The sequence below is a fragment of the Streptomyces sp. NPDC014894 genome (assembly GCF_043080985.1).
Taxonomy (GTDB): Bacteria; Actinomycetota; Actinomycetes; order Streptomycetales; family Streptomycetaceae; genus Streptomyces.
On record NZ_JBIBWD010000022.1, the window covers coordinates 74,806 to 96,208 of the forward strand.

At 74.1% G+C, this 21,403-nt stretch carries 22 protein-coding genes; 8 read left to right on the plus strand and 14 right to left on the minus strand.

Features of this window, described 5'->3' with window-relative positions:
* Window positions 1-2: 2 nt before the first annotated feature.
* The 3 genes from scpA to ACF089_RS33890 form a co-directional block, all read right to left on the minus strand.
* Window positions 3-2,201 carry a methylmalonyl-CoA mutase gene (gene scpA, locus ACF089_RS33880; protein ID WP_392035370.1) on the minus strand — a complete coding sequence of 733 codons (2,199 nt, stop codon included), beginning with the start codon at window positions 2,199-2,201 and terminating at the stop codon, window positions 3-5.
* Window positions 2,201-4,078 carry a methylmalonyl-CoA mutase small subunit gene (gene mutA, locus ACF089_RS33885; protein WP_392035373.1) on the minus strand — a complete coding sequence of 626 codons (1,878 nt, stop codon included), beginning with the start codon at window positions 4,076-4,078 and terminating at the stop codon, window positions 2,201-2,203. The genes scpA and mutA overlap by 1 nt, the downstream gene beginning before the upstream one ends.
* A 194-nt stretch (window positions 4,079-4,272) precedes the next feature.
* Window positions 4,273-4,959, minus strand: a complete 687-nt coding sequence (locus ACF089_RS33890) for a DUF2848 domain-containing protein (protein WP_392035376.1) — start codon at window positions 4,957-4,959, stop codon at window positions 4,273-4,275.
* Between the two features lie 123 nt (window positions 4,960-5,082).
* Here ACF089_RS33890 and ACF089_RS33895 point away from each other — a divergent pair, with 123 nt between their 5' ends.
* Both ACF089_RS33895 and ACF089_RS33900 read left to right on the plus strand, forming a co-directional pair.
* The gene (locus ACF089_RS33895; protein ID WP_392035379.1) at window positions 5,083-6,468 is read left to right on the plus strand and encodes an MFS transporter; all 1,386 of its coding nucleotides are present in this window, start codon (window positions 5,083-5,085) and stop codon (window positions 6,466-6,468) included.
* Window positions 6,469-6,475: 7 nt separating this feature from the next.
* Window positions 6,476-7,267, plus strand: coding sequence for a carbon-nitrogen hydrolase family protein (locus ACF089_RS33900; RefSeq protein WP_392035382.1), 792 nt, complete (start codon window positions 6,476-6,478; stop codon window positions 7,265-7,267).
* Window positions 7,268-7,306: 39 nt separating this feature from the next.
* Here the strand turns inward: ACF089_RS33900 and ACF089_RS33905 are convergent, their stop codons facing one another.
* The gene (locus ACF089_RS33905) at window positions 7,307-7,936 is read right to left on the minus strand and encodes a GntR family transcriptional regulator (protein WP_392035385.1); all 630 of its coding nucleotides are present in this window, start codon (window positions 7,934-7,936) and stop codon (window positions 7,307-7,309) included.
* 411 nt (window positions 7,937-8,347) lie between these two features.
* Here ACF089_RS33905 and ACF089_RS33910 point away from each other — a divergent pair, with 411 nt between their 5' ends.
* The 4 genes from ACF089_RS33910 (at window position 8,348) to ACF089_RS33925 (ending at window position 11,180) form a co-directional block, all read left to right on the plus strand.
* A complete protein-coding gene (locus ACF089_RS33910) occupies window positions 8,348-8,653 on the plus strand; it encodes a WhiB family transcriptional regulator (protein ID WP_392035388.1) in 306 nt (101 codons plus the stop codon).
* A gap of 177 nt (window positions 8,654-8,830) precedes the next feature.
* Window positions 8,831-9,052, plus strand: a complete 222-nt coding sequence (locus ACF089_RS33915) for a hypothetical protein (protein ID WP_392035390.1) — start codon at window positions 8,831-8,833, stop codon at window positions 9,050-9,052.
* A 145-nt stretch (window positions 9,053-9,197) separates the two neighbouring features.
* On the plus strand, window positions 9,198-9,581 hold the full coding sequence (locus ACF089_RS33920; protein ID WP_392035393.1) for a hypothetical protein: 384 nt from the start codon (window positions 9,198-9,200) through the stop codon (window positions 9,579-9,581).
* Window positions 9,582-9,788: 207 nt separating this feature from the next.
* Complete coding sequence (locus ACF089_RS33925; RefSeq protein WP_392035397.1) at window positions 9,789-11,180, plus strand: NADP-dependent succinic semialdehyde dehydrogenase; 1,392 nt, start codon at window positions 9,789-9,791, stop codon at window positions 11,178-11,180.
* 39 nt (window positions 11,181-11,219) lie between these two features.
* On the opposite strand, the gene ACF089_RS33930 is transcribed toward ACF089_RS33925, so the two are convergent.
* From ACF089_RS33930 to ACF089_RS33975, 10 genes are all read right to left on the minus strand, one after another.
* A complete protein-coding gene (locus tag ACF089_RS33930) occupies window positions 11,220-12,518 on the minus strand; it encodes a globin domain-containing protein (RefSeq protein ID WP_392035400.1) in 1,299 nt (432 codons plus the stop codon).
* A 226-nt stretch (window positions 12,519-12,744) separates the two neighbouring features.
* On the minus strand, window positions 12,745-13,527 hold the full coding sequence (locus ACF089_RS33935) for a glucosamine-6-phosphate deaminase (RefSeq protein WP_392035403.1): 783 nt from the start codon (window positions 13,525-13,527) through the stop codon (window positions 12,745-12,747).
* A 176-nt stretch (window positions 13,528-13,703) separates the two neighbouring features.
* Complete coding sequence (locus ACF089_RS33940) at window positions 13,704-13,919, minus strand: hypothetical protein (protein WP_392035406.1); 216 nt, start codon at window positions 13,917-13,919, stop codon at window positions 13,704-13,706.
* A gap of 63 nt (window positions 13,920-13,982) precedes the next feature.
* Window positions 13,983-14,576, minus strand: coding sequence for a class F sortase (locus tag ACF089_RS33945; RefSeq protein WP_392035408.1), 594 nt, complete (start codon window positions 14,574-14,576; stop codon window positions 13,983-13,985).
* Window positions 14,577-14,730: 154 nt separating this feature from the next.
* The gene (locus ACF089_RS33950; protein ID WP_392035411.1) at window positions 14,731-15,372 is read right to left on the minus strand and encodes a hypothetical protein; all 642 of its coding nucleotides are present in this window, start codon (window positions 15,370-15,372) and stop codon (window positions 14,731-14,733) included.
* A 124-nt stretch (window positions 15,373-15,496) separates the two neighbouring features.
* Window positions 15,497-15,907, minus strand: a complete 411-nt coding sequence (locus ACF089_RS33955) for a PTS-dependent dihydroxyacetone kinase phosphotransferase subunit DhaM (protein ID WP_392035414.1) — start codon at window positions 15,905-15,907, stop codon at window positions 15,497-15,499.
* Window positions 15,904-16,509 (minus strand): dihydroxyacetone kinase subunit DhaL, encoded by a 606-nt coding sequence (gene dhaL / locus ACF089_RS33960; RefSeq protein WP_392035417.1) that lies wholly within the window; start codon window positions 16,507-16,509, stop codon window positions 15,904-15,906. The genes ACF089_RS33955 and dhaL overlap by 4 nt, the downstream gene beginning before the upstream one ends.
* Before the next feature lie 34 nt (window positions 16,510-16,543).
* On the minus strand, window positions 16,544-17,536 hold the full coding sequence (dhaK, locus tag ACF089_RS33965) for a dihydroxyacetone kinase subunit DhaK (protein WP_392035420.1): 993 nt from the start codon (window positions 17,534-17,536) through the stop codon (window positions 16,544-16,546).
* Window positions 17,537-18,608: 1,072 nt separating this feature from the next.
* Entirely contained in the window at window positions 18,609-18,854 is a 246-nt protein-coding gene (locus tag ACF089_RS33970) for a hypothetical protein (RefSeq protein WP_392035423.1), read from the minus strand.
* The gene (locus ACF089_RS33975; protein WP_392035426.1) at window positions 18,838-19,089 is read right to left on the minus strand and encodes a DUF6400 family protein; all 252 of its coding nucleotides are present in this window, start codon (window positions 19,087-19,089) and stop codon (window positions 18,838-18,840) included. Before ACF089_RS33975 ends, ACF089_RS33970 begins: the two co-directional genes overlap by 17 nt.
* A 401-nt stretch (window positions 19,090-19,490) precedes the next feature.
* Here ACF089_RS33975 and ACF089_RS33980 point away from each other — a divergent pair, with 401 nt between their 5' ends.
* Both ACF089_RS33980 and msuE read left to right on the plus strand, forming a co-directional pair.
* Window positions 19,491-20,561: an LLM class flavin-dependent oxidoreductase gene (locus tag ACF089_RS33980; protein ID WP_392035429.1), complete on the plus strand. Its 1,071-nt coding sequence runs from the start codon at window positions 19,491-19,493 to the stop codon at window positions 20,559-20,561.
* Window positions 20,558-21,127 carry an FMN reductase gene (gene msuE, locus ACF089_RS33985; protein WP_392035432.1) on the plus strand — a complete coding sequence of 190 codons (570 nt, stop codon included), beginning with the start codon at window positions 20,558-20,560 and terminating at the stop codon, window positions 21,125-21,127. Before ACF089_RS33980 ends, msuE begins: the two co-directional genes overlap by 4 nt.
* Window positions 21,128-21,403: the final 276 nt, after the last annotated feature.

Below are 21,403 nucleotides of genomic sequence, written 5' to 3' on the forward strand. Positions count from 1 at the left end.
TCTCACAGCTCGTGGCCGAGCGAGGCGGCCAGGGTCCGGACCAGATCGTGCGCCGCGTCCGGGATCACCGTGCCCGGCGGGAACACGGCGGCGGCTCCGGCCTCGCGCAGCGTCGCCACGTCCTGCGGCGGGATCACCCCGCCCACCACGATCATGATGTCCTCCCGGCCCTCCGCCGCCAGCTCCTCCCGCAGCGCGGGCACCAGCGTCAGATGCCCCGCCGCCAGCGAGGAGACCCCCACCACATGGACGTCGGCCTCCACCGCCTGCCGGGCCACCTCGCCCGGGGTCTGGAACAGCGGGCCGACGTCGACGTCGAATCCGAGATCGGCGAAGGCGGTCGCGATGACCTTCTGGCCGCGATCGTGCCCGTCCTGGCCCATCTTGGCCACCAGAATGCGCGGACGGCGGCCCTCCGCCTCCTCGAACCGTCTCACCAGCGTCCGGGTGCGCTCCACGGAAGGGGATTCACCTGCCTCGTTCCGGTACACACCGGAGATCGTACGGATCTGACCCGAGTGCCGCCCGTACACCTTCTCCAGGGCGTCGGAGATCTCTCCCACGGTCGCCATCGCCCGCGCGGCGTCCACCGCGAGCGCCAGCAGATTGCCCTCCAGGCCGGGGCCGGGACCGCGCTCGGCGGCCGCCGTCAGCGCCCGCAGCGCGTCCTGGCAGACGGCGTCGTCCCGCTCCTCGCGCAGCCGCCGCAGCTTGGCGATCTGCTGGGCGCGCACCGAGGAGTTGTCGACCTTCAGCACCTCGATCTGCTCATCGGTCTCGACGCGGTACTTGTTGACCCCGATCACCGGCTGCCGGCCCGAGTCGATCCGCGCCTGGGTCCGGGCCGCCGCCTCCTCGACCCGCAGCTTCGGGATGCCCGCGTCGATGGCCTTCGCCATCCCCCCGGCCTCCTCGACCTCCTCGATGTGCTGCCAGGCGCGCCGCGCCAGATCGTGGGTCAGCCGCTCCACATAGGCGCTGCCGCCCCAGGGGTCGATGACCCGGCAGGTCCCCGACTCCTGCTGGAGCAGCAGCTGGGTGTTGCGGGCGATCCGCGCCGAGAAGTCCGTGGGCAGCGCCAGCGCCTCGTCCAGCGCGTTGGTGTGCAGCGACTGGGTGTGCCCCTGGGTCGCCGCCATCGCCTCCACACAGGTGCGGGTGACGTTGTTGAAGACGTCCTGCGCGGTCAGCGACCAGCCCGAGGTCTGCGAGTGGGTGCGCAGCGACAGCGACTTCGCGTTCTTCGGATCGAAGGTCTTCACCAGCCTCGCCCACAGCAGCCGGGCCGCCCGCAGCTTGGCGACCTCCATGAAGAAGTTCATGCCGATCGCCCAGAAGAACGACAGCCGGGGCGCGAACGCGTCCACGTCCAGCCCGGCCCCCAGCCCCGCCCGCAGATACTCCATGCCGTCGGCGAGCGTGTACGCCAGCTCCAGATCGGCCGTGGCGCCGGCCTCCTGGATGTGATAGCCGGAGATCGAGATCGAGTTGTAGCGGGGCATCCGCTGCGAGGTGAAGGCGAAGATGTCCGAGATGATCCGCATCGACGGGGTCGGCGGATAGATGTAGGTGTTGCGGACCATGAACTCTTTGAGAATGTCGTTCTGAATGGTCCCGGCCAGCTTCTCCGGCGGTACGCCCTGCTCCTCGGCGGCCACGATGTAGAGCGCCAGAACGGGCAGCACGGCCCCGTTCATCGTCATCGACACGCTCATCCGGTCCAGCGGAATGCCGTCGAACAGCTGACGCATGTCGTAGATCGAGTCGATCGCCACACCGGCCATGCCGACATCGCCCGTCACCCGGGGGTGGTCGCTGTCGTACCCCCGGTGGGTCGGCAGGTCGAAGGCGACCGAGAGCCCCTTCTGACCGGCGGCCAGATTGCGCCGGTAGAAGGCGTTGGACTCCTCGGCGGTGGAGAATCCGGCGTACTGGCGGATGGTCCACGGCTGGTTGACGTACATCGTCGGATACGGGCCGCGCAGATACGGCGCGATGCCCGGATAGCCGCCCAGGAAGTCGAGTCCGGCCAGGTCCTGCCCGGTGTAGAGCGGTTTCACCGGGATGCCCTCGGGCGTCTCCCACACCAGGTCGGCGTCGCTCCGTCCGCTCGACTCCTTGACCGCCGCGCGCCAGCGGTCCGCCGAGCCGGTCCCCGATACGGGGCCCAGCGCGACGCCCGTGAAGTCAGGAACACCCATCACGCCACTCCGATCCGGTCGAGGGCGGAGGTCAGTACGGCGACCGCGTCGCCGCCCGCGACGACGAACTCGTCCACCCCGGCCCGTTCAAGGGTCTCCCGCGACTCGCCCGGCCGGCCCGCGAGATAGACCCGTCCCGCCCCGGCCGCCTTGAGCGCCTCGGCGACCGGGGCCGCCTGCTCCGCGTAGAGCGCGTCGCTGGAGCAGACGCACGCCACGGCGGCCCCGCTGGCCCGGAACGCCTCGCCGGCCGAGGACGCGTCGACCGACACCGGGTCGTGGACGGGCTCGATGCCGCCCGCCTGGAAGAGATTGGCGGCGAACGAGGCGCGCGCGGTGTGCGCGGAGGCCGGGCCGATCGCGGCGATGAAGACGCGCGGCCGGGCGCCGGTGGCGTCCAGATGCGCGTCCGAGCGGGTGCGCAGCGCCTCGAAATCCTCGTCGCGGCGCACTCTCGGCAGTCCGCCGGAGGGCGTCTCGGGCGCGGGGTCGCGTGCCACCGGGGCCTGGGCGAGCAGCGGGAACTCGCTGACGCCGGTGATCGGTTCGCGCCGCCTGGCGATCCTCGCGCGCCGCTCGCTCCAGGCCGCCCCGATCCGCTCGGAGACCAGACCGGAGCGGAGCGCGGCGAGCTGACCGCCCGCGCGCTCGATCTCCTGGAACCACGCCCAGGCCGCCTCGGCCAGCTCCTCGGTGAGCCGCTCCACGTACCAGGAGCCGCCCGCCGGGTCGACGACCCGGCCCACGTGCGACTCCTCGACCAGGATCGTGGAGGTGTTGCGGGCGATCCGGCGGGAGAAGTCGTCGGGCAGTCCGATGGCCTGGTCGAAGGGGAGCACGGTCACGGCGTCCGCCCCGCCGACCCCGGCCGCCATCGAGGCGACGGTCGTGCGCAGCATGTTCACCCACGGGTCCCGCCGGGTCATCATCACCGGCGAGGTCACCGCGTGCTGGCGCTGCGCGCCCGCGTCGGGCGCTCCGCAGACCTCGGCGACCCGGGCCCAGACCCTTCGGGCGGCCCGCAGCTTGGCGATCGTCAGGAACTGGTCGGCGGTGGCCGCGTAGCGGAACTCCAGCTGGCCCAGGGCCGCTTCGACCGGCAGCCCGGCGGCGGTCAGCTCGCGCAGCAGGGCCACACCGGTCGCCAGCGAGCAGCCGACCTCCTGCGCCGCGGAGGCGCCCGCCTCGTGGTACGGCAGGGCGTCGGCGGTCAGCGCCCGCAGTCCGGGCCGGGCGTCCCGGCAGTGCCGGGCGAGCCGGACGGCGGCGGCGAGGTGCTCCGCGACCTCGTCGTACGCCCCGGTCCTGGCCGCGTGACCGAGCGGGTCCGCGCCCAGGCTCCCGCCCGCCGCGCCCGGGACGCCCCGCTCGTCCAGGATCCGCAGGAACTCCTCGGCTGCCGCCTCGAATCCGGCGCCGGCGTCGAGGGCGACGGGGGCGAGATCGAGATAGACGCCCTCCAGGGCGGCGGCGAGAGCTGAGACCGGGATCCCGGCCGGGCCGACGGAGAGCCAGAGCGAGCTGACGCCGTTCTCCAGATCGGCGAGCACGGCCTCATTGGTCCGCCGGGGATCCGGCCGCTCGTGCCGCTGGCGCACGTCCCAGCCGGAGACCGCCCCGCCCTCGGCCGTGCCGCCCCGGACGAAGGGGGCGAAGCCCGGGAAGCCGTCGGCGGCGGTGGCGTCGGCGGCCGTGTAGAGGGGGCCGGTGCGCAGGCCGTCCTCCAGGACCGTGGCGAGCAGGTCCTCGGGCGCGTCGTCGGGAACGTCCTTGCCGGTCTTGCGCAACACGCCGGCGACCAGTCGCCGCCACTGCTCGTGCGAGGCGTCCGGGAACTCGGCGGCCAGGGGGAACCCGTCGTCGGGGAGGACCGTCATGGTCGGATGCTAGGGCACGTGTGCGACGGTTCAGCAGGGAATCACCCTGTGATCTTGTCTACGTGTGGCCCGCCTTGATTTCGCCCTCCCGGATGCACTACAACCCGGGAGAAACCGGACCCCGCGCTTCCGGGCGGGTCCCGGGTCCCGCCGTCCCCCGGGACCCGCCCCGGACCCGCTCGCCGGGCCCCTGATCAGCCGATCGGCTCGGGCATCGGCACCACGTCGTAGGCCAGTTCGATGGCGTCCCCGGTCCCCGGGTCCGCCAGCTCCACCCGCCAGCGCTCGGCGAACTGGTCCACGCCCTCCGTCATCGGAATCGTCCCCGAGATCAGCACCGTGCCGGGCCGCAGCTCGCCGCGCTCCCGCAGCACCCGCGCCCAGTACCCGGGCGTGAGCAGCTCGGCCAGGGTGCCGTCCTGGATGACGCTCTCGGCGCCGTCCTTGGTCACCCACGCCCGCAGCGTCAGCTCGTCGAGCCGCTCCTCCACATCGGCGAGCCGCCACGCCCTGCGGGCCAGCACATCGGGCCCCGCGTTCTTGCTCCACGCCACCCCGTGCACCTCCAGCGCCCGGTCCGTGTGGTCACAGGCCGCCGTCAGCAGCAGCTCGCCCCGCGCGTCCACCACCAGCGCCCACTCCGCCTCGCCCGAGGTGCGGCCGTGCTGGGCGCTGACCCGCTCCGTCTGCTGCGCCAGATAGGGCGAGACCGGATACAGCGCCGGGGTCACCGAGGGCGCGGGCACCCCCAGCTCCGCCAGCTCGGCCACATGCGCGGCCACGTCCTCCTGGCTGCGGCCGGCGTATCCGGCGTTCAGCACCCGGACGACGTCGACCTCCCGGGTCGAACCGTCGGGAAGCTCGAAGCTGAGCAGCGCCATGATCTCTCCATGTTCCTGTGATATCGGAGCGGTTAACTTTGCGCCGGGGGGTTGCGCATACGTTCTGTATACAAGAAGTATGCCGAAAGGTCGACAGCACGCCCCCGTACAAGGACGGACTACGTGAAGCGCAATCCCCCGAGCACCGGCACACCCCCGCCCGCCGGCTCCGCGGTCCGCCGCGCCTTCTTCGCCAGCCTCACCGGAACCGCCCTGGAGTGGTACGACTTCGCCATCTACTCGGTGGCCGCCGCCCTGGTCTTCGGCGATCTCTTCTTCCCCTCCGAGGACCCGACCACCGGCACCCTGCTGGCCTTCTCCACCTACGCGGTCGGCTATGTCTCCCGCCCGCTCGGCGGCTTCGTCTTCGGCCGCCTCGGCGACGTCATCGGCCGCAAGAAGGTCCTCATCGCCACCCTCGTCCTGATCGGCGTGGCCACCCTGCTCATCGGGCTGCTGCCCACGTACGCCACCATCGGCGTCGCCGCGCCGATCATGCTGGTGCTGCTCCGCTTCGCCCAGGGCGTCGGCGTCGGCGGCGAATGGGGCGGCGCGGTGCTGCTCTCCAGCGAGTTCGGCGACCCGCGCCGCCGCGGCTTCTACGCCTCCGCCGCCCAGGTCGGCCCGCCCGCCGGAAACCTCCTCGCCAACGGCGTGCTCGCCGCCCTCGGGGTGATGCTCACCGAGGAGCAGTTCATGTCCTGGGGCTGGCGGGTCGCCTTCCTGCTCTCCGGGGTCCTCGTCCTCTTCGGCCTCTGGATCCGCGCCAAACTGGAGGAGACCCCCGTCTTCAAGGCCATGGAGGCCCAGCAGGACCGCCCCTCCGCGCCCCTCAAGGAGGTCTTCACCACCCAGCCCCGCCCGCTGATCGCCGCGATCCTCAGCCGGGTCGCCCCCGATGTGCTTTACGCCCTCTTCACCGTCTTCGTCCTGACCTACGCGGTCAACGAACTCGACATGGACCGGGGCTCCGCCCTCACCGCCGTCCTCATCGGCTCCTCCCTCCAGATCTTCCTGATCCCGCTCGCCGGAGCCCTCTCCGACCGGATCAACCGGCGGCTGCTGTACGGGCTCTCCGCCGTGGCCGCCGGAATCTGGCCCTTCGTCTTCTTCCCGATGGTCGGCGGCGGCAGCTGGCCGCTCCTCACCCTCGGCATCGTCGTCGCCCTCGTCCTCCACTCCCTGATGTACGGCCCGCAGGCCGCCTTCATCGCCGAGCAGTTCGACCCCCGGCTGCGCTACACCGGCTCCTCGCTCGCGTACACCCTCGCCGGGGTCATCGGCGGCGCGATCGCCCCGCTGCTGTTCACCGCGCTCCTGGACGCCTACGACTCCTGGATCCCGCTCGCGCTCTACCTCGGGCTGACCGTCGTCGTCACCGTCACCGGCCTCCTCCTCGGCCGCGACGCCCCCGAGGAGGAGCACCCTGGCGCGCCGGCGGGCGGTACGGGGAACATGGACCACCCCGACACCGGCGCCCGGCCCTCATCGACCGCCTCACACACCTAGGACCGCCATGCGCATCGCCCTGAGCCAGCTCACGACCGGCCCCGACCCCGTCCGCAACCTCGCCGACGTGCGGGAGCAGGCCCACCGCGCGGCCGGGGCCGGCGCGAGCCTCGTCGCCTTCCCCGAGGCGACCATGGCCTGCTTCGGCACCCCGCTCGCCCCGCTCGCCGAACCGCTCGACGGCCCCTGGGCCACCGAGGTGCGGCGGATCGCCGAGGAGGCCGGGATCGTCGTGGTCGCCGGGATGTTCACCCCGGCCCCCGACGGCAAGGTGGCCAACACCCTGCTGGCCACCGGCCCCGGCGTCGAGGCCTCCTACGACAAGATCCATCTGTACGACGCCTTCGGCTTCGCCGAGTCGGTCTCCGTCGCCGCCGGCTCCAAGGTCGTCACCATCGATGTGGAGGACCTCCGCATCGGCCTCGCGATCTGCTACGACGTCCGCTTCCCGGAGCTCTTCCGGGCCCACGCGGACGCCGGGGCCCAGCTCACGCTGCTCCCCGCCTCCTGGGGCGACGGCCCCGGCAAGCTCGACCACTGGGAGCTGCTCATCCGGGCCCGGGCGCTCGACGCCACCCTCTGGGTCGCCGCCGTCGACCAGGCCGACCCGCTCGCCTCCGGCCGGCAGGCGCCCCCGAAGGCCCCCGCCGGAATCGGGCACAGCGCCGTCATCGGCCCCGACGGCACCGTGCGCGCCCGGCTGGAGTCCGCCCCGGGGCTGCTGATCGCCGAGGTGGACGCCGCCGAGGTCGACGCGGTGCGCGCCACCGTGCCGGTCCTGGCCAACCGCAGGCTCTGACGCCCCGCCCGGCCCGCCGCGCCGAGCGGCGGGCCCGGGTCAGCCGGCGAGCAGCACGCGGAGCGTCGTCTCCAGATGGGCGTCGATGGCCGTGTACGCCGCCTCCGCGTCGCCCGCCGCGATCGCCGTCAGAATCGCCCGGTGCTCCTCCAGCACCGCCGACTGCCGCCCGTGCTGATTGAAGAGCGCGACCACGCCCGCCCGGATCTGCCGGCTGCGCAGCCCGTCGTAGTGCCGGTCGAGCAGGGCGTTGCCCACCGCCGAGATGATCGTGGCGTGGAACGCGTGGTCCACCTCGATGAACTCCTTGGCCAGCTCCGGGCCGCTCAGCTCCCGCTGCCGCTCCAGCAGCGCGGTCAGCTCCGCCAGCGGGGCCCGGCCGTCCGCGATCACCCGTCCGGCGGCGTACCGCTCGACGACGCCGCGCAGCTCCATCAGCTCGGTGATCTCACGGCCCGTCAGCGGCACGACCTGCGCCCCGCGCTTGGGCACCAGACGCACCAGGTCCTCGGCGGCGAGCAGCAGCAGGGCCTCCCTGATCGGGGTGCGCGAGACGCCGATGCGATCGGCCAGCTCCTGCTCGGAGAGGAAGGTCCCCTGGAGGTCGGGATCGGTCAGGACGTGTTCCTTGAGGAACGCGTACGCCTTGTCCCGTCCCGATGCCGCCACGGCGAACCCCCTGAGATTGCATACAACGCGTATACAGAAAATACCACGCGGAGTGACGGCACGGGGCGAACACGGCGGCCCGGACCAGGGCTTTCGGCGGCGGCGGGGCCGCCAGGACCTGCGCCCCGGCCTCCGCCACGGGCCGGGGGGCCGTACGCCGTCCCCTCGCGCGGTATCGCGACGGATTCCGCGGGGCCCGGCGGACGTCCGCCCGCGCCGCGCCCAGGACCGATGGGGACACGAATCCCCGGTACGACCATATTCCCGGGAAAGCCGGGTACCCGACGCCACAGCCGAGTCCCGCGGACCGAGGAGGAACCATGACCACCGGCGGCAGCACCGCCCTTCGGCCACCCGGGGGACGGACCAGGACGGACCGGGACCGCCACCCCCGGGGAGAGGAGTGATCGTATGCGCCAGCCACCACGGCACCGCGCCCCCGGGCCCGGCGGCCGGGACACCATGGAGTGGCAGCGGCGGGCCGCCTGCGCCGACCAGGACCCGGAACTCTTCTTCCCGGTCAGCACCTTCGGCCCCGGCGCCGATCAGGTGGCCAGGGCCCGCGAGGTCTGCGACCGCTGTCCGGTGGCCCAGGCCTGCTTCGACTGGGCGGTCCGCACCGGCCAGCGCACCGGCGTCTGGGGCGGAGTCCCCGCCACCCAGCGCCGTTCGGTCCGGTACGACGAGGGCCGCGCCCGGCGCGCGGGTGCGCGCTGACCGCCCCCAGGCCGCGGCCGGCCCGGCGCACCCCCGATTCCCCGCCCGGCGGGCGCCGCTGACACCCCGCCCCGCGGAAGGCCGGGCCGGCCCCGGCGTCCCTTTCCGCGTTCCACCTCCCCCGCATCCCCGGCCGTCGCTCCCCGATCGCCGGCCCGCCTCCCGAAAGGAACCGTCATGACCCGTCACGACCCCGCCCCGCCCGTCCCCAGGGACCCGCCCGACCAGCAGGCCCCGCAGGAGAACGATCCCCTCGACCTGCCCCGGCCCGCCGCCCCGGACGGCGGCGAGGAGTCCGACCTCCCGGAGGCCGACGAGGCGGGCGCGGGCCAGGGCCGCGAGGGCCGCAGCGGATCGGTCCACCCCGAACAGCCGGTCCCGGACGAGGCATCCGGCTGAGCCGCCCGGCGGCGGCCGAGGTGCACCCGGCGCGAGGCCGGGTGAGCCTGGTAGGGACACCCCGCCCGCGACGCCGGACGCGCTCCGGCGCAGGCCCCGGCGGGCCCGCGAGGACATGCGCCCTGACGGAGAGCGAGGAATCACGGTGAACAGCAGCGAACAGACTGCCTCGCCGGTCGTGGTGACGATCGCGGGCTGCAGCAAGGAGGACGCCGACACGGTCTTCCACGTCCTGGGCGAGAGCTACGCGTCCGACCGCGCGGCCGACGACGCCCCGCAGTACGTCTCCGAGGGGCACACCACGGTGTGGACGGCGACCTTCGAGGTCACCGGAGCCCGCCCCGCCGCCGGACCGGTCCGGCTCGCCTCCGCCGTCGAGGCCGAGGTCCAGGGCGGCTACTGGGCGGTCGACCGGATGCGGGAGACCCTCGCCGCCGCCTTCGTCGTCCACGACGAGGGAATGGCGGCGGGCGACCAGGAGAAGGACGTCCAGCTCCGGCTGGAGAGCGGAGCCGGAGCCCGCGCGTAGGGCCCGTACCGGCCCTCTTCGGCTCCCGGACCGAGGACCCGGGACGGGGCCTGTGGTGAGCCGGACACCGGGCCGCGCACCCGGCACGACCGCGGGTACGTGACCCGTGGAACAGGAACCGGACAAGACCTGTGGGACAGGCCCCGGACCCGGCGGCCCGAGAGCGCGGCCGCCGGTGCGGACGGGCCCGGACGAGAGGAGCCGGCGATGCCCATCGCCACGGTCGACCCCACCACGGGGGAGACCCTCAAGACCTTCCAGCCGCTGACGGCCGCGGAGACCGACCGGCGGATCGCCCTCGCCCGGCACGCCTTCGCCGAGCACCGCACCACCGGCTTCCCCCACCGCGCCCGGCTGCTGGAGCGGGCCGCCGATCTGCTGGACGAGGACGCGCCCTCCATCGCCCGCACCATGACCACCGAGATGGGCAAACCGGTCGCCGCAGCCCGCGCCGAGGCCGCCAAATGCGCCAAGGCGATGCGCTGGTACGCCGCGCACGCGGCCGATCTCCTCGCCGACGAGCACCCCTCCGCCGCCGACACCGAGGACTCCGGCGCGGCCCGGGTCGTCGTCCGCCACCGCCCGCTCGGCGTGGTCCTCGCCGTCATGCCCTGGAACTTCCCGCTCTGGCAGGTCGTCCGCTTCGCCGCCCCCGCCCTGATGGCGGGCAACACGGCGCTGCTCAAACACGCCTCCAACGTGCCGCAGACCGCCCTCTTCCTGGAAGACCTCTTCCGCCGCGCGGGCTACCCCGAGGGATGCTTCCAGACCCTGCTGGTGGGCTCGGACACGGTGGAGGGCGTCCTCCGCGACCGCCGGGTGGCCGCCGCGACCCTCACCGGCAGCGAGCCCGCCGGGCGCGCGGTCGCCTCCGTCGCGGGCGACGAGGTCAAGAAGACCGTGCTGGAGCTGGGCGGCAGCGATCCCTATCTGGTGCTGCCCTCCGCCGACGTCGAGCGCGCGGCCGACACCGCCGTGACCGCCCGGACGCAGAACAACGGCCAGTCCTGCATCGCCGCCAAGCGCTTCCTCGTCCACACCGACGTCCACGACGCGTTCTGCGCGCGCTTCACCGAGGGCATGCGGGCGCTGGTCGTCGGGGACCCGCTGGAGGAGTCCACCCAGATCGGCCCGCTCGCCACCGAACAGGGCCGCGACGACCTCGAAGAGCTGGTGGACGACGCCGTACGCCAGGGCGCGACCGTCCTCACCGGCGGCCGCCGCCCGCCCGGCCGGGACCGGGGCTGGTTCTACGAGCCCACCGTCCTCACCGGGATCCGCGACACCATGCGCATCCACCGCGAGGAGACCTTCGGACCGGTCGCCACCGTCTACCGGGTGAGCGGGACCGACGAGGCGATCGCCCTCGCCAACGACACCCCGTTCGGGCTCAGCTCCAACGTATGGACCCGGGACGAGGACGAGACGGGGCGCTGCGCCCGGGACATCGAGGCGGGCGGGGTCTTCTTCAACGGGATGACGGCCTCGCACCCCGCGCTCCCGTTCGGGGGCGTGAAGCGCTCCGGCTACGGCAGGGAGCTGGCGGCGCACGGCATCCGCGAGTTCTGCAACGCCACCACGCTCTGGTACGGCCCCTGAGGGCCCTCGGGCGAGCACGCCCGGCCGCCTTCGCCGAAGTCAGCGGCGGGGCGCGGCCACCGGCGCCTGGAGCGGGGCCCGCGCCGCGGACTCCGCCGGCGTCTCCAGCGCCCCGGTGCGCGCCTGCGGATCGATCCAGCGCACCGGCACCGGATCGAGGAACGCCTCCGCGTGCGAGACATGCCCGCGCGGGCGCAGCGACGACGGCTGCGGATCCCGGATCAGCGCGGCCGGCGGCAGTCCGTTCTCGTACAGCAGATCGGCCGTCTCCTGGACGAATCGCACCGGTCCGCAGAGGTAGACGCTCTCGTCGGCCCAGTCGCGGCGGCCCCGCAGATGGGTGTGGAGCCGGTCGGCCGCCCGCATCCGGCCCTCGCCGCGCTCCTGGTACCACCAGTAGGCGCTGAGACAGGGGTGGTCGCGCAGCAGCCCGTCGAGCCAGGCCCCGTCGTAGAAGTGCGATTCGCCCCTGGCCACCGCGTCGATCCTGACCCGGGGCGCGGGTCTGCGGGCGAGCAGTTCGTCGAGGACCGGTTTGACGGGGGCCCAGCCCGTGCCCGCGGCGATGAGGGTGACGGCGGGGGTGCCGGGCGGCGGGGCGAGCGCGGAGCCGGAGGCCGCCCCGAGCCGCAGCAGCCGGCCGGGCGCGGTGTCGTCGCAGAGCGCGGTGCTGAGCAGCCCGCCGCGCACCCGGCCGACATGGAACTCCAGTAACCGTTCCCGGTCCGCCGCGTTCCCCGTGCCGCCCGCCAGGGAGTACGGCCGCCACACGCCCGGCAGCCCGGAGTGCTCGACGGTGGCGTACTGGCCGGGCAGCCAGGGGTACGGGGTGCGCACGGCGGCGCGGACGACGGCGGTGTGGTCGCCGTGCAGCCGGTGGGAGACGACGGTGGCCTCCCAGAACGCGGGCTGGCGCGCGGCCACCGACCGGCGGGCGCCCGCCGTCATGGATTCGGCCATTCCGGCGTAGACCCGCCGCCAGGCGGCTTCCGTCGGCTCGTCCCAGGTGTGCGGGGAGTGCTGCCTCATGGCGGCGACCAGGCTGTCCCCGACGGCCGCGTAGTCCTCGTCGACGACCCCGAATCTGCGGTGGTCGCGGCCGAGCCGCTCCAGATGGGCGGGGAGGCCGGGGTGGCCGAGATGCTGCACCGCGTGGACCAGGGCGGCGAAGAGCCGCTCGTACTGGTCGGCCATCACGGCGGGGAACAGGGCCCGTAAATGAGGGTGGTGGCTAAACAAATGGGCGTAGAAGTACCGGACGGCATGGCCTGCCCGCCGTGCGACACGTTCCAGGCTCTGCTTGACCACAAGAAGGTCGTGGGCGCTGCCGTCGTCCATGAAGATCCCCCGGGGCTGCACGGTTGCCCGTCAGTTCGACGGGCGACAAGTGCCGAGCGAGCGCACCGTATCAACTCGACGGCGGAAAAGAGCCGTTGGGCGCGGAATATGTTTCGACCGGAGCGAAATCGGGGCCCGGCCGGTGCGCGAGCGGCGGCCGCCCGGCCCGCCGCCGTCCGCGGGGATCCGGGCCCCCGCTGTCGGAGGGGGCCCGGTCCGCGTGTCCTCAGATGCCCTGCCAGTCGGGCTTGGAGGCGAAGGTGGCGCGGAAGTAGTCGGCCAGCTTCAGCTGCGACGCGGCCGCCTCGTCCACGACGACCGTGGCGTGCGGGTGGAGCTGGAGCGCCGAGGCGGGCACCAGGGCCGAGAGCGGACCCTCGACGGCGAGCGCCACGGCGTCGGCCTTGGCCTCCCCGGTGGCCAGCAGCACCAGGTGGCGGGCCTCCAGGATGGTGCCGATGCCCTGGGTGATCACGTGATGGGGGACCTCGTCGAGACTGTCGAAGAACCGCGCGTTGTCGGTGCGGGTCTGCTCGGTGAGGGTCTTGATCCGGGTGCGCGAGGCGAGCGAGGAGCACGGCTCGTTGAAGCCGATGTGCCCGTCGGTCCCGATGCCCAGCAGCTGGAGGTCGACGCCCCCGGCCTCGCTGAGCGCGCGGTCGTAGGCGAGACAGGCGGCGGCCACGTCCTCGGCGGCGCCGTCGGGGCCGATGAAGGACTCCTCGGTCAGCCCGAGGGGCTCGACCACCTCGCGCAGCACCACCGAGCGGTAGGACTCGGGGTGTCCCGCGGGCAGCCCCACATACTCGTCCAGCTGGCATATCCGGGCCTTGGACGCGTCCGCGCCGCCGGAGCGCACCTTGGCCGCGAGGGCTTCGTAGATCGGGAGCGGCGTCGACCCGGTGGCCACCCCCAGCAGGGCGTCGGGCTTACGGCGCAGCAGGTCGGCCATGGCCTCGGCGATGAGCTCGCCGCCGGCGGCGGCGTCCGGAACGATGACAACTTCCACGAAGATCCCTGTCTCTGTGTGCGTCTCGGTATGCGCAATGGTGTAGACCAATCTACCGGTTGGGTGGGCCATCTGTCGCGTACCCGCCACAGGACGGACCGCCCCGGCGCGGTGGCCTACGCAACGGCCGCCGGGCCCGGACGCGGCTGCCCCCGGGCCCGGCGCGCGCTAACGCCTCAGAACAGGGGGAGCTGACCGGGGAAGACGGGCACCGGGGAGCCGTCGAGCGTGGGCTGGAGCGCGGCTTCGTACGGAGCCTGCCGCCGCGAGCCGGGGCAGGAGACCAGTTCCGCCGCGACCCGGGCGCCTGCCGGGTCGTGCCGGGCGAACCGGCCCGCGACCACGGCGATTTCACGACGGCAGACCGGGCAGGGGCGACGAGGAGCGGACATGCGCCCAGTCTGCCAGCCGGCCGCCGGGCGGCCGCCCGGCGGGGCCGGAGCCGGTGACACGTCTCAGCGCACCCCGGTCAGCCGGGCGAAGACCACGACATTGCTCTCGTACCCCGACCCGGCGGAGTACCGGCCGCCGCAGGTGATCAGCCGCAGCTCCGCGCCGGGGCCGTCCCGGTAGACGCGGTCCGCCGGGAAGCCGCTCCGGGGGAACGTCTCCACGCCGTAGACGGTGAAGACGGCCGTCCTCCCGTCGTCGCGCGGAACCTCGACCCGGCTGCCCCGGGCCAGCGAACCGAGCGGATAGAAGACGGCCGGCCCGGCCGCGTCGTCCACATGGCCGACGACGACGGCGGTGCCCCGCTCGCCGGGGGCCGCCGCGCCCGTGTACCAGCCGGCCCGCTGGGCGTCCGCCGGGGGCGGGGCCGCGATCAGACCGTCGGGGCCGAGCCCGACCCGGATCAGCGGGGCGTCCAGCCGGAGCGACGGCACGGCGATCCGCCGGGGCGCGGCACGGGGGAGCGGCTCGGGCGCGGCGGGCCGCGCGCCGGCGGACGCGGTCCGGTGCGGCACCGCCGCCTCGGCACGCGGCGACGGCGGTCCGGCCGCCGGTCCGGCCGTCCCGGCGCGCAGCAAAAAGATCCCGAACAGTAGCACAGTCAGCAGGGCGAACCAGGCGCTGTGCCGGGCGGCCGGATGGTGCGCGGGCCGGGCGGGATAGGGCAGCGGGTGCCGTACGCGTACGGGGTGCGCAGGCGGTGCTGAGTGCGCTGGGTGCGCGGGGTGTGCTTTGTGCGCCGGGTGCGCCCGGTCAGGCACGGGTCGTGGCGCGGCGGCGGTGGGCCAGGACCGCGCCGCCCCCGACCGCGCCCGCGACCAGCGCCGATCCGAGGGTCAGCCACGCCGGGCCCAGTCCGGCCGTACTGCCGCCGGAGCCCGCCCCCACCCCGCCGCCGGGCTTGTCGGGACCGGTCGGGTCCACGCCCGCGCCGTCCGGCGGGCGCGCGCCCGTGCCGGTGTGGCCGGCGGAGTCCTGGTCCGCGGTGCCGGTGTGGCCGGCGGAGTCGTCGTCCGTCGTGCCGGTGTGGCCGGCGGAGTCCTGGTCCGTCGTTCCGGTGCGGCCCGCGGTGTCCTCGTCCGCCGTGTCGTCCGTCGTGCCGGCCGCCGGGTCGTCCTCGCCGAGAGGACTGTCGAGGGGGACGTCGAGGCCGCCGGGCGCGTCGTCGTCGCCGAGGGGAATGTCGACGGCGGGCGCCTCGTTCCCGGGACCCGTCGGCGGTTCGACGCCGGGAGCCACGGGAACGGGCGCCGGCGCCCGTGCCTCCCGGGAGATCGCCGGGTCGTCGCCCGGGAGCGGCTCCTCGTCGGCGAGGGCGGCCGGTGCGCCCAGAGCGAGCGCGGCGACGCCGGCGAGGGCGAGGGACACGACACGTCCGGCACTCAGGGCACGCATGATCAGCTCTCCGATGGTAGGAAATGCACCACAGGAGACCGACGCTAGGAGGGCCGGCGGGCCCCGGCCACTTCGCGGGGGCCGAACGGCTGCCCCTCCCCCGCGAGCCCCGTCGGGCCCTGGGTCAGGACTTGCGGTAGTCGTACGCCTCCGACGCGGCGCTCTCCACCGCGTCCAGATCGCCCCCCGCCGAGGCCGTGACGAGGGCGGCGACCGCGCCCTCCAGGAAGGGCGCGTCCACGAGCCTGGTGCCCGGGGGCAGCTCGTCGCCCTCCGCCAGAAGCGACTTCACCGTCAGCACCGCACTGCCGAGATCGACGAGCACGGCGACTCCCGCGCCCCCGTCGACCTCCCCGGCCGCCCGGGCGATCAGCTCGGAGCTGGTGCCGAGACCGCCGTCGGGGGTGCCGCCCGCCGGGGCGACGGGGGCGGTCGCTCCGCCGCCCGCCAGCCCCCTGGCCAGCGCGGCGACGGCGGCCGCCACCTCGGCGCTGTGCGAGACCAGCACGATGCCGACCTGCCCGCCCCCGCTCACGCCGCCACCTCCGCGAGCGCGCCGATGATCAGCGCCGAGGAGGTCGCCCCGGGATCCTGGTGCCCGATGCTGCGCTCGCCCAGATAGCTGGCCCGCCCCTTGCGGGCCTGCATCGGCACGGTCGCCAGCGCGCCCCGCTCGGCCGCCTCGCCCGCGGCGGCGAAGGAGGCCGTGGTGTCCCCGAGCGCCGCCACGGCCGGATCGAGCGCGTCCAGCATCGTCTTGTCCCCGGGCTTCGCGCCGCCCAGCTCCGCGACGGCGCTCACCCCCATCCGCAGAGCCTCGGCCAACTGGGCGGGGGTGACCTCGGCGACATCGCCCAGGGCCTTCCCCGTACGCCGCAGCAGCGTCCCGTACAGCGGCCCGGAGGCTCCGCCGACCGTGGAGATCAGCAGCCGGCCGGCGAGCATCAGCACCGCTCCGGGCGCGGAGGGCGACTCCTTCTCCAGGGCCGCCGTCACCGAGGCGAATCCGCGCTGGAGATTGCTGCCGTGGTCGGCGTCGCCGATCGCCGAGTCCAGCTCGGTCAGACGTCCGGCCTCACGGTCGATCAGCGCGGCACAGGCGATCAGCCAGCGGCGGAAGAAATCGGCGTCGAGCACATGAACTCCCTCTGATCGTTGGATCCCGGTCGGTTCAGCGGCCCCAGCGGAGCGCGGCGGTCTGCACCGGAGCGTCCCACAGCCGCAGCAGCTCCTCGTCGACCTGGCAGAGCGTCACCGAGCACCCGGCCATGTCGAGCGAGGTCACGTAGTTGCCGACGAGGGTACGGGCGACCGCGACGCCGCGCTCGGCGAGCGCCCGCTGCACCTCGGCGTTGAATCCGTACAGCTCCAGCAGCGGAGTGGCCCCCATGCCGTTGACCAGCACCAGCACCGGACCGGTCGGCCGGCGGTCCTCCAGCACCGCGTGCACCACGAAGTCCGCGATCTCGTGGGAGGTCATCATCGGACGGCGCTCCCGCCCGGGCTCCCCGTGGATCCCGATGCCCAACTCCAGCTCGTCGGAGGGAAGGTCGAAGGTCGGGGTGCCCTTGGCCGGGGTGGTCACCGCGCTGAGGGCCACCCCGAAACTGCGGGAGCCCTCGTTCACCCGCCGGGCGACGGCCGCCACCTCCGCCAGGGGCGCGCCCGCCTCGGCGGCGGCCCCGGCGATCTTCTCCACGAAGAGCGTCGCCCCCGTGCCGCGACGACCCGCGGTGAAGAGGCTGTCGATGACCGCGACATCGTCGTTGACCAGCACTCTCTCCAGACGTACGCCCTCCTCCTCGGCGAGTTCGGCGGCCATCTCGAAGTTGAGGACGTCGCCCGTGTAGTTCTTGACGACGAACAGCACCCCCTCGCCCCCGTCCACGGCGAGGGCCGCCCGCACCATCTGATCCGGCACCGGACTGGTGAAGACCTCCCCCGGACAGGCCGCCGCCAGCATCCCCGGCCCGACGAACCCGCCGTGCAGCGGCTCGTGCCCCGAGCCGCCCCCGGACACGATCCCGACCTTCCCGGCGACGGGGGCGTCCCGCCGTACGATCACCCGGTTCTCCACATCCACGGTCAGCTCGGGATGCGCGGAGGCCATCCCGCGCAGAGCGTCGTCGACAACGGTCTCCGGGACATTGATGAGCATCCTCAAGGGTCTCTCCTCGACGGGCTGGCAGACGGCATTCCGCGCAGTGTTCACGCGGGTCGGGCAAGGCGTGCGGGGCAAGGAGGGCCGAGGCGGTTCACAGGGGCCGGGCGGGGCGGCGGTGCGGGCGCCGACCCGGCCGGCTCCCCTGCTGACGCCTCAGGCCCTCGCGGTCGGATTCGGGTCTTCCTGGGGGAGCGCTCGAACCAGTATCGGACGAGAGGGGCCCTCGCGCGGGGGACCCGACGACGGGTCGTGGCCCCGAGGGCGTGTCCGGCCGGGGCCTCTCCCGCCCGGGTGCGGGCCGTCCGGGTGTATCCCCGGCGGGTCCGGCAGCGCCCGGGATCCGCCGGGCGACTCTCCGTCACACCGGCCGTGCGACGGCCTCATCACGGTGGAGCCGCCTTTCGGGTGAAGGGGGGCCTGCGCGCGGTGATGCGGCGATGTCCGGCGGCCCGCGCCGGAGGGATCCGGTCGTCTCCGCCGGAGGGCGCGGGCGCCGGGCCCGGGTGGGGAGAGGGACGCGTGCGGCCGGAGCGGCGACGGCGTGCGGACGATGACCAGGGCTGGGGCCAGGGCCAGACCGGGACCAGACCGGGACCAGGCCAGGGCCAGGGCCGGGGCGAGCCCGGTCACCTCGCCGTGACGGCCGGCCGCCGCGTCCGAGCGGGTGCCGGGGCCGTTCCGCACCACCGCCGCCTCGGCGGACGCCCGGAGGACGGCGCGGGCCGCCGGGGCGACGCCGAACGCGGCTCCGTACGCCCTCGGGTACCGGCCCGCGGCCGGGGCGTTGCCGGCCCGCGACCGGGTCTCGTGGGACTCCACGGCCCGGGGACATGCGTCCGGCCACGCTCCGACCTTCACCCGACCACCCAACTGACGTGATTCCAGAGCCGGTTCACATCATGCCCGGGCGGCGGGGACCTTGACCCGGCCCGGCGGGGAAAGCGGGCGCGGAGCGCGGGAGGGCGGACTCATCCGCCGTCGTGGCGGACGGCGGCGGCGCGCGCCGGGGCGGGGGCGTTCGGTCCGCGCGCCGGTGGACGGCCGGGCGGGGAGCGCCGGGCGGGCCGGGGCGTCAGCGGAAGGGGATGTGGTCCGGTCGGCGGGTGACGCCGGGCCGGGTGTCGAGGGACCACGTGTGGGTGCAGCCGGGGCACTGGAGATGGACGACCGGGCCGGCGTTGGAGATCAGATAGCGCCAGTGCTCACGGCAGTTGCGCCGCTCGGCGCAGGTCGCGCAGGTCCGGGCGTCGTCGCAGGCGGGACAGGCCACCCAGGCGCGGCGGGCGCTGTCCGCCTGCGGGTCAATGGGCAGCCGCACGGCCCGGCTCCTCTCCCGGCAGGACCCCGGCGGCGACGAGCCTGTCGTAGGTGCGCCGCTGCTCGGCGTCCAGGCCCGAATAGAGCAGCGCGTACGCCTCGTCCTCGCCCCGGACGACGGCCGCCGGGTCCCAGTCCGGCCCGAGCGCGGCCATGACCTCGGCCCGCCGGCGGGCCTCCTCGAAAGAGAGGTCGATCACGAAGGGTAGGTGATCGACTGTTCTGTCGTGATGCATGGCGATACTTCCGATGTGCCGACGGGACCGTCAACCTGTACCAGAGCCCCCGCGTCACAGGGAAGGGTTGCCTAAGTAGCCGCGTCCCGGGCTCTGGCCGGGCGATCTCCGCGCCGCCGGTGAAAGCCCTGCCCCGCCGGGGTGATTGCCCGCCCCGGCGGGGCAGGGCCGGGGTGAGCGGCTGTGACGCACCTCATGGCGGACCCGCCTCTCGGTCCGCCCGGCGGCGGGCGGAGGGCGGAGGGGTGTGGTCGGGGTCGGCCCGTACGGGTGGGGTGTGGTCGGGAGCGGTCCGTACGGGCGGGTGCGGCGTGCGTCCGGCCCGCCTCGGGGAATAGGGCCCAACTCTGCGAGGTTATTCGTTGCGCAATCAACGAAATCTCTTGGACGGGGCTCCCCTCATGGCCTTTGAACTCGGCATCTACCACTTCGGTGAGCTGACGCCCGACCCCACCACCGGAATCCCGCCCGCCCCCGGGCGCCGGCTGCGCGAACTGGTGGAGCAGGCGAAGGCGGCCGACGAGGCGGGGCTCGACATCTTCGCCGTGGGCGAGCACCACCGTACGGACTTCGCCGTCTCCAGCCCCGCCGTCGTGCTGGCCGCGATGGCGGAGAACACTCGCGACATCAAGCTCTCCAGCGCCGTGACCGTGCTCAGCTCGGACGACCCCGTCCGGGTGTTCCAGCAGTTCGCCACGCTCGATCTGCTCTCCGGCGGCCGTGCCGAGATCATCGCCGGCCGCGGCTCGTACATCGAGTCCTTCCCGGTCTTCGGCTACGACCTGGCCGACTACGCGCAGCTCTTCGCCGAGAAGCTCGATCTGCTGCTCAGGCTCCGCGAGGAGAACCCCATCACCTGGCAGGGCTCGCTGCGGCCCGCGCTGTCCGACGGCGACATCACCCCGAGGCCCGACCGTGAGCTGCCGGTCTGGGTCGCGGTGGGCGGCACCCCCGCGTCCGTCGTCCGGGCCGGCCGGCTGGGGCTGCCGCTCTCGCTGGCGATCATCGGCGGCGGCTACCGCCAGTTCGCCCCCTTCGTCGACCTCTACCGCCAGGCCGCGGCCGAGGCCGGGCACGATCCGGCCGGGCTGAAGGTGTCGATCAACTCGCCGGGCTTCGTCGCCGCCACCCACGAGGAGGCCGTCGACGTCTCGCACCCCTACTTCCAGGCGGGCTGGATGGCCAACCACCACCAGCGCGGCCAGGGGGTGCCCATGCCCAAGCGCGCGTACGAGGCGCAGGCGACCGCCGGGGGAGCGTTCTTCCTGGGCAGCCCCCAGGAGATCATCGACAAGATCATGGCGCAGTACCGGCTCTTCCGCCACGACCGCATGATGATCCAGCTGGGCTTCGGGAATCTCCCCCAGAAGGACGCGATGAAGGCCATCGAACTGCTCGGGGGCGAGGTCGCGCCCGTCGTGCGCAAGGAGATCGCCGCCCTGCGCGCCTCCGCCGCCGAGGTGACGTCATGACCGCGCCGCTGCGGGTCGTGGCGGTGGTCGGCGCCCTGCGCAGCCCCTCCAGAACCACCGCGCTGGTGGAGCTGATGCTCGAAACCCTGGCGGCGCGCACCGAGATCGAGTCCCGGCTGATCGAACTCCACACGCTCGGGCCCGGATTCACCGGCGCCGCCGAGCGCGATCAGCTCGGCGCGGAGGCCGGGGAAGCGCTGAGGGCGGTGGAGGAGGCCGATCTCGTCATCGCTGCCACCCCGGTCTTCCGGGGCTCCTACACCGGACTCTTCAAGCACTTCTTCGACCTGGTCGACCAGTACGGCCTCGCGGCGAAACCGGTGCTGCTCGCCGCCACCGGAGGCAGCGACCGGCACGCTCTGGTGATCGAGCACGCCCTGCGCCCGCTCTTCGCCTTCCTCCAGGCGTGGACCGCGCCCGCCGGGGTCTATCTCAGCTCGGGCGACTTCGACGGGACGACCATCCTCAACCCGGAGGTGTACGAGCGGGTCGAGATGGCCGTCGCCGACGTCGTGCCGGTGGCCCGGGCGCTGACCGCCGTCCGGGCCGGCGCCCCGGTGTCCTGACGGCCGCGCTGCGGACGCGGGGGCGGAGCGCGGCGGCGGACGACGGGTTGTCGGCCGGCGTCCGCCGCCGCGTCGCGCCGAGCGCGGGCCGGCGCCGGGCCTTTCGGCGGTTTCAGCAGGTGGCGGTGTTGTCGTCGAGGCCGACGGTGGCCCAGATGTCGGCGAGTGCGGTGAGCTGTTGGTCGGTGAGGCGGTCGAGGAACTCGGCGCGGAGGTTGGTGAGGTGGACTCTGCGGGCGCGGCGGTAGGCCTTGCGTCCGGTGTCGGTGAGGACGG